The following is a 10,292-nucleotide window of genomic DNA, read 5'->3' as shown; positions in this document are numbered from 1 at the left end:
AATATATATAATATGACTAAAATTAAATATTAAATATGTTGATATTACTGATTTATAAACATAATTTTAACTTTTAAAGTATGTTAAAAAGTTAAAAACAACCTCATGACAAAACAGCCGGATCATTGAAAATCCGGCTGTTCAGTATTTGTCAGTTCATCCAGCAGCACATGTAAAGCGATTGTTTCAGCGCTGCGTATGTTCTGCCCTGACCAGTTGCTCATATATTCTGAGTTATTCTGAACTTTTGCTGCTGCCCTTATATCAGCTGTCATCTGATTCATTAGCGGATAAGGAACAGCCGGCTGCTGCATCAGTTTATTGCGGATGCCTCGGGCTGACTTCCCTGTAATAGCAGTGGTTACTACTGCTGCAGTTTCGTCGGCGTTATTAATCGCTTCTTTATGAAGGGGGTGCGCACTGCTTTCATAAGTGTTGAGGAAGCGGGTACCGATTTGAACATAATCCGCCCCGAGCATTTTCGCGGCTGCGATTCCCCGGCGGTCAGCAATACCGCCCGCTGCAATGACCGGAATGCTGACGGCATCTGCCGCCTGTGGAATAAGACTTAGCAGACCGATGGACGGCTGCTTGAGGAAGCCGCCTTGATGTCCGCCGGCCTCGTACCCTTGCACTGTCACATAGTCCATACCGTGTTCTTCGATAATAAGCGCTTCCTTGACATTTGTCGCTGTGCCGATCACTTGTATGCCGGCGTCTTTCAGCTGTAAGATCAGCTGCTTATCCGGACAGCCGAAAGTAAAGCTGACTACCGGAACATTCATCTTGATGCAGAGCGCAGCATAGTCTTCGATAGACAGCTCACTGGAAAATTGGATATCCGTCACTTCCGGAATGTTCAATATCCGGCGGATGTCGTTAAGCGCGTCGTTCACAGCTGTTATATTATCCGGGACTTCAGGCGTGCGCTGATGCGCAAAAATATTGACGGCATAAGGTCGAGCGGTCCTGAATCGCACCTCTTCAATCTGACGAGCCAGCGTATCAAGAGAAAGGCCGCCTGCAGCTAATGAGCCGAGACAGCCATAATTTGACACTGCAGCCACAAATGCAGGGCTGATAATGCCGCCTGCCATCGGTGCCTGAATGATAGGGAAGGTGATGTCAAGCATAGGAAAACACTCCTTTAAGCGCCTGTAATACCCATTTCGGTATACATACGGATGAGTTTACGGTCTCCATCAATGGTCTTGAACGTTAAAATAGTCAGTGAAGAATCTTCAAGCAGATTATAGTGGTCATCCTCACGGTAAATCCGAATGATGACAATGTTATCTGTCCCGCGCTCTGTCTTGTAGAGAACATCAAAACGCCATTCCTGCTGCTCTTTAAAACGCTCATTAAACACATTGATGATCTGGTCATAATTGTAGATGAGTTCTTCATGAGTGGGAAGAACAAAACTTGCCTTTAATTCTGGCGAGAGTATAGTCTTGATAGTTTCTATATCTTGGTTCTGCCATGCGGCTAATAGACGGACATGTGCCAAGTCATTCACGTTCCTTTTCAGCAATTTGGTTGATTGTGATTTATTATAGCATGAACTAAAGAGATAAACATTTCTTTAATAGAATTTAATATGATAATATAGGATTATCAGATGATAAGAGGTGAAATGAGAATGAAGAGTTTATTAAAAGGATTATTTTTCATCGTATTTCTATTGGCAATCATTATAACAGGTGGAGCAGCTGTATTATTTACGCGTTTTAAAGCTGACTTTGAAGATATTGAGCGTCGTACTCAGGATATTATCGCTAAAATTGAATCAGAAAATGTCTAGAACTTACCATTATGGTGAGTTCTTTTTTATTAAGTGAATTGAGGAGGCGGCCGTTTGGCAGTGACATTGTCGGATGTATCTCTAATAGAAAAGGCACTTGACCAGCTGGTGAAGTTGATGAGTCTGAAACATCCTTGTATTGAAGACATTGTGATTGGTTGTCAAAGAAAACCGGAAGATTATGCGGTGGCACTGTCTATTAAGGAAGCATGGGAACAGCGAGGCGGTTTTAATAGTGAAGGCGGCACAGTGCTTGATATTGTGTGCTGGAATGAGCAGTCGAGTTCGTTCAATAAGTATTGCAGTCGTATTGCCCGGCACCATCCCGATGCTTTTGTGGTCGTCGGGATGACAGCGGGTTTTAAGGAGATCAATAGGCGTCTTCATAAGTGCTCTGAGCTGACAGCTGAGCAGACTTACGTGCTCGGAAATAGAGACGGGTCACTGGACTCATTGTTTTTTCACCAATTAACGGGCGTCAGCTGGACCGGAGAAGCGTGGAGAATGTCACAGCTCCAAACTATTACATAAAGGCAGTCACCTGACGGATGACTGCCTTCTATTACGGCGATGAGGCATAAATAGCAGCACTAGTCCGGTGACGATCATTATATAGGCTGCGTTCAACGGCAGCGGATTTTCTCCGGCGGCCGGCAGTACTGCTGAAGATGATTCTTTCTGCTCATGTGCGTCTTCAGTTGAGGCATCGTGTGAGCTGCTTGTTCTGTTACTGCTCGTCTCTAAGGTTCTCGTGTCAGCAGGAAGCTTGAAACCATCAGGTCCGCTTTCAACCGGCAGCTGAGGCGGCACTTGATCTGCATAGCTGCTAACTTCAGTCTTAACGTCTTCAGCAGGCTGATGCTCATTGATGATTCGGCTGACCGGATCTTTAGAGCTAGAATTAGTCGTGGCTGCAGATACAGTCAAGGGCAGGGTGACAAAGAAAAGGGTTAATATAAAAGTTCGTAAAAAAATTTTCATTTCGCTTCTCCTTTGCAGTTGATTAAACTTATTATGACATATAATAAGCTGCTCCTCTATGATGTTGACGATAATTATCAATATCTTAACAGCTGTCACATGGAATTCATTGTTTCTTCAAGATCAGGAAGCTATGTAAAAATAATTAAAATTTATATAGTATTAACTGGATATAGTGAAGCAAATCTTGAAGCAGCAGCACTTAAAATCAAAAAATTGTCGAACTTGTCTAAAATTTAATGTATGATGATAAAAATGCTGCAGAAACCATATAAAGCTGCAATAGTGAGATATCAGTAAAGTAGGTGATGGGAATCAAGATTATTATGCTGGATGATCAGGAAATGGTGGGACAGGGAATCGCACATCTACTGTCAGCTGAAACTGATATAGATGTGCTGAAAGCATTCTCGGAACTTCATCATCTGGAATATTATATAGAGACATTATTACCTGATATTGTGCTCTGTGAAGCGAAAATCAGCGGAATAAACATGCTGCTCAATTTGCGGGCGCTCGTCGATAAATATGACAAAACGCGCTTTATCATATTGACGGGCTACGACATAGAAGAATATAAGGCAAGAGCATATGATAACGGGGCAGTGGCCTTTATTTTGAAAGAAGAATCCGCCGATTATTTAATTGATTCGCTGAGGAAAGTCTATTACTTCAACCGCAACCTATTGACCGAGATCAAGCCGGAATATCAGCTCCTGACTGTCCGTGAGCGGGAAATACTCGCACTGGTTGCGCGGGATATGACAAACAAGGAAATCAGTGAAGCGTTGTTTGTCAGCAAACGTACGGTCGAATATCAAGTGTCCAGCCTGATCCGTAAGCTTGAGGTGGAATCAAGAGTAGGGGCAGTGATTAAAGGATTGAAGCTCGGCATCATCGAAGAAGATATAAGGATGTAGATGTTTATAGAGATAACAAAGAACCCGGACCGGGTTCTTTGTTATGACTGATTACAGCTGGAGCGAGAGATTGATGACATCGATGAAAGAAACAAAGCACAGCTGCTGGTTATCCAGATTGACACCGATAATCAGCATAGCCCAGTGGTCGATTTTTTCGACGGTAAGTTGCAGCTGCTTAATATAGCCGTCGTGATAAAACTCAATCAGCAGTGGACAATGACGGTGCAGCGCTTCCTGTAATGTGCGGTTGAGCTCTTCAAGCCGGTCATCACAGAGCACCGGCCGTTCTACTTTGTGCTGCTGCTCAAGCTGCTTTTTAATATCCGCATACTGTTCAGGCATCGTCGCAAAAGGCGCCCATTTGATCATGCCGCGTCCCAAAGGAATATTCGGATTCAATTGACTCCGCTCGATGTTACGGTAATCAGTCTCACCATAAACAGGATGAATCATAACATCACTTCTTTCGTGGATGTAACCTCATTATAAGAACATATGTTCGGTATTTCAAGATATTTAATGATTAGTTATCTTTTACAGTTATAACTTCATAAGTGCACAACAAAAAATAGACTGCGGAAAACCTTGTTGTATCAAGGTTTTCCGCAGTCTTTTTATGACGGGGTCTGCTGCTTGAAAAAGTTTGAGTGAATAGAGAGATAAAGCAGCAGCATGCCAATCAGACCAAGAGAAATGACGTAGACCGACATCATTGTGCTGTTCAGCACAGTACCGACAATGAGACCGGAACTCGCCACAAGGCCGGCACCACTATAGCCGAGTGAACCGAAGGCGATATAGCTTGCCCGCTTGTCCTCCGGCATCAGCTTAGCCTGAAAGACCGAGAGAATCGGTGTCTGCATCAGTTCACCGATAGTCGCGATAAGAACGACAAGCAGCAGCAAGTACCAATTCGTCAAATGATGCGCCAGACCATAGCCGCCTGTGTACATGAAAGCACCGAGCATAAGTACAGCAAGCTGATTGCTCTTTTCGGTCACTTTAGCGACTAGAAAAGTGATGGATACAACAAGCAGCGTGTTCTCGATAAGCATCAAACTCATCATCCGGACGCCGTCGACATGTATGCCGAGCAGATTGACCGGCTTAAATTCATCATGCAGCCGGACACCGATGTAGTTCGTCAGCGCAAACTCTGCTGAAAAGATAAAAACGGCTGCCATCGTGAAGAAGACGAATCTTGTATCTTTTAATGCCGCTTGGTAGTTGCTCAAGAGATCCCGCATCCAGTGGGTTGTCACTGCTCTTGGGGCGCGGTCAGTTGTCGGATCGATTAAATACTTCTTAAAGATGAACGTGTTGATGAGCATAATGACAATAATCAATATGAACAGCATCAGGCGGTGGTCCCTGTAGAACAGACCACCGATCGCTGTACCGACAGCAGTCGCTAAGTTATTTGCCCAGTACGTCGTCACGTAGACTGATTTGCGCATGTCTTCAGTCGTTGAATCAATGATCAAAGCTTCAAGTGCCGGGAAGACCATCGCATTGCTGATAGCTGTCAGCATGAACAGAATGGCGACAACCCATGGCATATTGACATGAGGATGGATGAAGATGGTCATTAAGATCATAATGACCGCAAAAATCATCTGACCTGCTAACAGCTGGCCTTTTCTGCTGAAGCGGTCAGCAAAGTAACCGCCGAGCAGGTTGCATAGTAAACCGAAGATGACGTTGATCGATAATAACAGCCCTGATGTAACTTTACCGAGTTCGTCAGCGATATACAGCACCATAAAAGGCATCACACTCATACTCGCTGCATGGTCAAAGAAACCGCAGCAAATACGAAGTTTAACATTGGAAGGGAACTCAGAGAATTTCATGGTGATAGTCCTCTATTTTCATAAGATTAGTTACATTATAATCTAAATATTTCAAAAATAATACAGCTGTTGCAGTGTGGCCGCTCTTATTCGATGTATACTTCGTCCCAGTTGTAGAAACCGTGCAGGACGATGCGTGCACTGTGCAGCTTTTGAGGGACGTACAGCGTCTTCTGATTATTGAACAGCGGGATAAGAAGATGACGTTTTTCCAGTGCGCGGTCAACGATAATATGGCGCCGCGACCAGGTAGCTGTGGGGCTTGTGATATAGCTCTCGAATATATCTTTTAGTGCCGGATACTGCGCAGGCAGGTGATGCTGCATCGCTTTATGCTGAAAGAGCAAGCTGAAATATTCGTAGTGCTCTGCACCGTTTAAGAAAGCCCCGTGCAAATAATAGTCTGCTGAATAATCAAGTCTGGAATGAATCGCCTCGTCAATCGTGACAGGGATAAGCTCTACTTCAATATGATGCCGTTTCAGCAGCTGCCTGACATCGTTCATCAGCTTCCTGATATAGCTCGGATAAACAAGACGAACAGTGAACCCGGATGTCAGTTCAGGTGTCCGGCTGAAGTAACGTGACTGTTTCAGAATAGTGGGTGCAGCCTTGGCGATGTTCTTTCGTTCGGACGTCTGACGTAAATACGTCTGCATGATGTAATGGGTGGTTTCCCGCTGTGCTTGCGTCAGCCGGTTATCCCGCAGTGACAGCATGTAATAAAATCCGTCTGTTACAGTGTGAGCGGTGAGCTGGTCGCCGGCCGGCAGGGAGAATTCATCGTGCTTCTGGTCAGGGATATAGATCATCTCTACTTCATCGAGAAACGGACGCAAGCCGTAATAATTATCAAATGCCTTCAGGATGGAATGCGTGTCCGTGTTCTTGTGAATATAAAAAGGGCCGGTGCCGATATAGCTTTCATCTGCCACTTTATAAATGCTTAAGTTAAGTGTCGATAGAATATCCAGAATGTAAGGACAGTCAGTGAATGACAGTTTGAGCTGATAGTTATTGATAGTCTCAATCGAGTGAAGCGGATCAAGTAAGCCGTGCATATAAGAAGAGGACTTCGCCGTCTTCAGACAGTCACTGACATCGAGTGCTGTCAACAGCTGACCGTCGTGAAAGCGGATGTTCTTCCGTAAATAAATGACAGCTTCAGTCTCCGTCACATGAATATGATGAGCAAGCTGATAATGATAACGGCCTTCTTTAAATTCGACGAGCGTATCATAGAGGTTGCTCAGTACATTAAAGCTGTTAATATCATTCGCAGCGAGCGGATTAAGGGTTAAAGGGGCATAGCGCTTTTTGATGATCAGCCTGTCATTGTCTTTTCTGTCTATACCGAGCAGCTGATTAGCCTGCAGCAGCAGCGACTGTTTCGATGTTTCAGACCAATCCCACGTCAGATAGTGGACGACTTCATCAAGCGGCTCCGTGCTGAATAATGATGTGACTTGCTGGAAATAATGGTCATCGATATTTAACTGCCAGTCAATTTCTGTCATATGGCCGCGGCCTCTGCCACTTGTATAAGTGAGGAACTGCTCAGCCTGCCATCTTTTTAAACTGCGTGCTAAATGTTTCTGGCTGATTTTCAGCTGTTCACTGACTGTCTTCTGGTTGATTGACGCTTTGCTGAGATTATAAAAAGAGAGTAGTAATGATTCCATGGTCACCTCTAAAAGTAGACTGAAATAAAATATTGTCCATTTTTAATTAATTCAGTCTACTTTATCATAAAGTTAAATATAACAGAAGAGGTGAAGGATATGAGGATCAGAGATTTACCGCTTAATATTCATTTGAGGTTGTGGGGGTCGTTCGTCAACCGTTGTACTTACAGTGCGACATTACCATTTTTAGCGCTTTATTTAACGGATCAGGTCAATGCTTCATTCGCCGGACTGTTCCTGGCAGTAGGTGTGTTTGTTCAGTTTGCGAGTAATATATGGGGCGGTTATTTTGTTGACCGTATGCCCCGCAAGAAGATGCTGGTTTTCGGCGCAGTTCTCGAAGCGGCAGCACTTGTGTTAATGTGGGTCACTGTTCTTCAGTCCTGGCTTGTATTATTTCTCGCGTCATATGTGCTGTTTACGATTTTCAGTGCGTTCAGACGGCCTGCCATGAGTGCAATCGTCCAGGATTCAGCGACGCCGGAAAACAAAAAGCTGCTGTACCGCATGGATTACTGGCTGATTAACCTTTCTCTTGCGGTCGGCGCCTTGCTCGGCGGCCTGCTTTACACCACTCATAAAGAGTGGCTGTTCTTTATGACTGCACTGGCCGCATCGATACTCGCTGGCCTATATGCAAAGTACATCGAGGAGACGAACAGCTTCATACGGGAGAAGAAGCATCACAATATTTTTAGGGATCTGCTGTCTGCCTACAGTACTGTATCCCGCGATAGACGTTTTGTCATCATGGTCATCGGCGGCATGCTGCTGGCGACTGTTGAACTGATGACCAGTACTTACGTTGCTGTCAGGCTGCACCAGTCGTTTGCGCCGATTAATCTAATGGGGTTCAGCATTAACGGTGTCCGCATGTTCACGCTGATCAATATGACCAATACATTGACAGTGGTCAGCTGCTCATTGCTGGTCGGCAAATTTGCGGAACGTTTCCCGGTCAACCGTATACTATTGGCAGGGCTCGTTGTTTATGGATTAGGTTATGCGCTGCTGACAGCTGCGAATTTATGGTGGCTGATTATCGTTGCGATGCTGATCGCGACATGCGGGGAGATGATCTATGCACCAATTAAAAGCGCTGAAACGTTAACGCTTATTCCGAAGAATCAGCGGGGGTCCTATAATACATTCAGTTCTTTCACATATAGCGGTGCCCAGCTGCTGTCAAATGGTTCACTCATTATCGGCGCTTATTTAAATCCTTATGCCATGAGCTTCGTCGTCTTCTTCATCGTCATGCTGGGCAGTGTGTTCATGATGAGCAGCTTGTTCGGCACGCACTATAAAAAAATCCCTGGATAGCATCCAGGGATTCTTCTTGTTATTTAGTGATGGCAAGCATCAGTTCGCGTGCGACTTTTGCCGCGACTGCATTGGATACGCCTGATGCATCGTATGGTGGAGAGAGCTCCACGATGTCTGCTGCGACGACATTCAGCTGTTCAAATACTTTGAATGCCGGCTGCAGTTCCTTGTATGTCAAGCCGCCCGGTTCCGGTGTGCCAGTGCCCGGGAAGATAGACGGGTCAAGACAGTCGAGATCTATTGTCACATAGACCGGTGTGTCTTTTAACAGGGCCGGCAGGTCTTTCAGTGTATCGATAGAGAATTTCTCGAGTGTTGTATGAGCATCACTCCAGTCGAACTCTTCTTTCGTGCCTGAACGGATGCCGTACTGATAGATGCGGCCGTCGCCTGTGATGTCGTGAATGCGGCGCACGACTGTCGCATGACTGAGCGGCTCACCCATATAGTCGTCGCGCAAGTCCGTATGTGCATCGAGCTGCACTAATACGACATCTGGATATTTCTCGTGGACAGCACGGAACGGTCCGAGCGTCACTAAATGCTCGCCGCCGATCATAAACGGCAGTTTGCCGGCAGTCAGAATCTCGCGTGCTGTTGCTTCTAATTCATCCAGCACTTTCACTTTATTGCCGATTGTGATGTCAACGTCGCCTGAATCCATGATGCTGACATCTTCTAAGTCTTTATCAAGATAAGGACTGTAAGTCTCAAGGCCGTATGACTCAGAACGGATGGCATCCGCTGCGAAACGTGTGCCTGGACGATTGGACACAGTGCCGTCAAATGGTGCGCCGTAAATCACCGTTGATGCTTCTTCGAATGATGCCTCGCAGCTCATATAGACATGCTTATTCGGCTGCATCTTCAAGCATCTCCTTGACGAATGTCGGCAGGGCGAATGCGCCTGTATGAATATCTGTGTTATAGTACTTTGTTTTAAGGCCGAGTTTATTCCATGCATCTAAATCGGCATCTTTCAATGGATCGTATTTCTTGGATGCGAAGCCGAACAGCCAGTGACCTGATGGATAAGTCGGCATATGGAACTGATACACACGTGTGATCGGGAATAAACCTTTAATTTTTGAATGTGCACGTTTCATTTCGTGTGCGTAGCTTGGGTAATACGGTGACTCATGCTGGTTGATTAAAATACCGTCGTCAGTCAGCACACGGAAACAATTGTTGTAGAAGTCATGAGAGAACAGACCTTCGCCAGGACCGATCGGGTCAGTAGAATCCACAAGAATCAAGTCATAGTAGCCGTCTTCTTTGTTCTTCACGTAAGCAAGGCCGTCTTCAAATAATAAGGTTACACGTGGATCTTCCAGTTTCCCTGCAGTAATCGGCAAGTACTCCTGTGACAGACGTACAACGCGTTCATCAATCTCAACCATATCGATCTGCTCGATAGATTCGTAACGTGCCAGTTCGCGCACTGTACCGCCGTCGCCGCCGCCGATGACAAGCACTTTTTTGATATTAGGATTTGTCGCCATCGCCACGTGCGTAATCATATCGTGATAAACGAACTCATCTTTTTCGTTGACCATCATTAAGCCGTCCAGCGTAAAGAATGTACCGAATTCTTCAGATTCAAAGAAATCAATCTGCTGGAAAGGTGACGTTTCAGTATGAAGATGTGATTTTGTCTTGATTGAAAATTTAACATGGTCTGTGTGATTCTCTGTATACCAAAGGTCTAACATAATAATCC

General features: G+C 45.2%; 13 protein-coding genes. 5 read left to right on the top strand and 8 right to left on the bottom strand.

The window, feature by feature from the left end; translation table 11 throughout:
• Positions 1-122 precede the first annotated feature (122 nt).
• Positions 123-1,133, bottom strand: a complete 1,011-nt coding sequence (locus tag ERX35_RS09295) for an NAD(P)H-dependent flavin oxidoreductase (RefSeq protein ID WP_149459625.1) — start codon at positions 1,131-1,133, stop codon at positions 123-125.
• Between the two features lie 14 nt (positions 1,134-1,147).
• Complete coding sequence (locus ERX35_RS09290; protein WP_149459624.1) at positions 1,148-1,519, bottom strand: hypothetical protein; 372 nt, start codon at positions 1,517-1,519, stop codon at positions 1,148-1,150.
• 123 nt (positions 1,520-1,642) lie between these two features.
• Here ERX35_RS09290 and ERX35_RS11470 point away from each other — a divergent pair, with 123 nt between their 5' ends.
• Both ERX35_RS11470 and ERX35_RS09285 read left to right on the top strand, forming a co-directional pair.
• A complete protein-coding gene (locus ERX35_RS11470; protein WP_170234600.1) occupies positions 1,643-1,804 on the top strand; it encodes a hypothetical protein in 162 nt (53 codons plus the stop codon).
• A 54-nt stretch (positions 1,805-1,858) separates the two neighbouring features.
• Positions 1,859-2,335, top strand: coding sequence for a hypothetical protein (locus tag ERX35_RS09285; RefSeq protein ID WP_149459623.1), 477 nt, complete (start codon positions 1,859-1,861; stop codon positions 2,333-2,335).
• A gap of 6 nt (positions 2,336-2,341) precedes the next feature.
• On the opposite strand, the gene ERX35_RS09280 is transcribed toward ERX35_RS09285, so the two are convergent.
• Complete coding sequence (locus ERX35_RS09280; RefSeq protein WP_149459622.1) at positions 2,342-2,785, bottom strand: hypothetical protein; 444 nt, start codon at positions 2,783-2,785, stop codon at positions 2,342-2,344.
• Between the two features lie 99 nt (positions 2,786-2,884).
• Here ERX35_RS09280 and ERX35_RS11465 point away from each other — a divergent pair, with 99 nt between their 5' ends.
• The gene (locus tag ERX35_RS11465) at positions 2,885-3,025 is read left to right on the top strand and encodes a hypothetical protein (RefSeq protein WP_170234599.1); all 141 of its coding nucleotides are present in this window, start codon (positions 2,885-2,887) and stop codon (positions 3,023-3,025) included.
• 68 nt (positions 3,026-3,093) lie between these two features.
• Positions 3,094-3,705, top strand: a complete 612-nt coding sequence (locus ERX35_RS09275; RefSeq protein ID WP_149459621.1) for a response regulator transcription factor — start codon at positions 3,094-3,096, stop codon at positions 3,703-3,705.
• Between the two features lie 51 nt (positions 3,706-3,756).
• Here ERX35_RS09275 and ERX35_RS09270 read toward each other — a convergent pair whose 3' ends face one another.
• From ERX35_RS09270 to ERX35_RS09260, 3 genes are all read right to left on the bottom strand, one after another.
• A complete protein-coding gene (locus ERX35_RS09270) occupies positions 3,757-4,161 on the bottom strand; it encodes a YolD-like family protein (protein WP_149459620.1) in 405 nt (134 codons plus the stop codon).
• A gap of 161 nt (positions 4,162-4,322) precedes the next feature.
• Positions 4,323-5,561 carry an MFS transporter gene (locus tag ERX35_RS09265; protein WP_149459619.1) on the bottom strand — a complete coding sequence of 413 codons (1,239 nt, stop codon included), beginning with the start codon at positions 5,559-5,561 and terminating at the stop codon, positions 4,323-4,325.
• Positions 5,562-5,647: 86 nt separating this feature from the next.
• Positions 5,648-7,243, bottom strand: coding sequence for an ABC transporter substrate-binding protein (locus ERX35_RS09260; protein ID WP_149459618.1), 1,596 nt, complete (start codon positions 7,241-7,243; stop codon positions 5,648-5,650).
• 99 nt (positions 7,244-7,342) lie between these two features.
• Here ERX35_RS09260 and ERX35_RS09255 point away from each other — a divergent pair, with 99 nt between their 5' ends.
• Positions 7,343-8,569, top strand: a complete 1,227-nt coding sequence (locus ERX35_RS09255; protein WP_149459617.1) for an MFS transporter — start codon at positions 7,343-7,345, stop codon at positions 8,567-8,569.
• A gap of 19 nt (positions 8,570-8,588) precedes the next feature.
• On the opposite strand, the gene speB is transcribed toward ERX35_RS09255, so the two are convergent.
• Positions 8,589-9,437 (bottom strand): agmatinase, encoded by an 849-nt coding sequence (gene speB, locus ERX35_RS09250; RefSeq protein WP_149459616.1) that lies wholly within the window; start codon positions 9,435-9,437, stop codon positions 8,589-8,591.
• On the bottom strand, positions 9,424-10,284 hold the full coding sequence (gene speE / locus ERX35_RS09245; protein ID WP_149459615.1) for a polyamine aminopropyltransferase: 861 nt from the start codon (positions 10,282-10,284) through the stop codon (positions 9,424-9,426). Before speE ends, speB begins: the two co-directional genes overlap by 14 nt.
• Positions 10,285-10,292 lie beyond the last annotated feature (8 nt).

This window comes from Macrococcus equipercicus, from assembly GCF_004359525.2.
Lineage (GTDB): Bacteria > Bacillota > Bacilli > Staphylococcales > Staphylococcaceae > Macrococcus > Macrococcus equipercicus.
Note: the sequence above shows the minus strand (reverse complement) of the source record. Positions and strands in the feature narration are given on the sequence as shown.

Excerpts from the sequence above, each read along its gene's own strand:
- ERX35_RS09295 (WP_149459625.1), bottom strand. The coding sequence starts at position 1,133 with ATGCTTGACATCACCTTCCCTATCATTCAGGCACCGATGGCAGGCGGC.
- ERX35_RS11470 (WP_170234600.1), top strand. The coding sequence starts at position 1,643 with ATGAAGAGTTTATTAAAAGGATTATTTTTCATCGTATTTCTATTGGCA.
- ERX35_RS09280 (WP_149459622.1), bottom strand. The coding sequence starts at position 2,785 with ATGAAAATTTTTTTACGAACTTTTATATTAACCCTTTTCTTTGTCACC.
- ERX35_RS11465 (WP_170234599.1), top strand. The coding sequence starts at position 2,885 with ATGGAATTCATTGTTTCTTCAAGATCAGGAAGCTATGTAAAAATAATT.
- ERX35_RS09275 (WP_149459621.1), top strand. The coding sequence starts at position 3,094 with ATGGGAATCAAGATTATTATGCTGGATGATCAGGAAATGGTGGGACAG.
- ERX35_RS09270 (WP_149459620.1), bottom strand. The coding sequence starts at position 4,161 with ATGATTCATCCTGTTTATGGTGAGACTGATTACCGTAACATCGAGCGG.
- ERX35_RS09265 (WP_149459619.1), bottom strand. The coding sequence starts at position 5,561 with ATGAAATTCTCTGAGTTCCCTTCCAATGTTAAACTTCGTATTTGCTGC.
- ERX35_RS09260 (WP_149459618.1), bottom strand. The coding sequence starts at position 7,243 with ATGGAATCATTACTACTCTCTTTTTATAATCTCAGCAAAGCGTCAATC.
- ERX35_RS09255 (WP_149459617.1), top strand. The coding sequence starts at position 7,343 with ATGAGGATCAGAGATTTACCGCTTAATATTCATTTGAGGTTGTGGGGG.
- speB (WP_149459616.1), bottom strand. The coding sequence starts at position 9,437 with ATGCAGCCGAATAAGCATGTCTATATGAGCTGCGAGGCATCATTCGAA.
- speE (WP_149459615.1), bottom strand. The coding sequence starts at position 10,284 with ATGTTAGACCTTTGGTATACAGAGAATCACACAGACCATGTTAAATTT.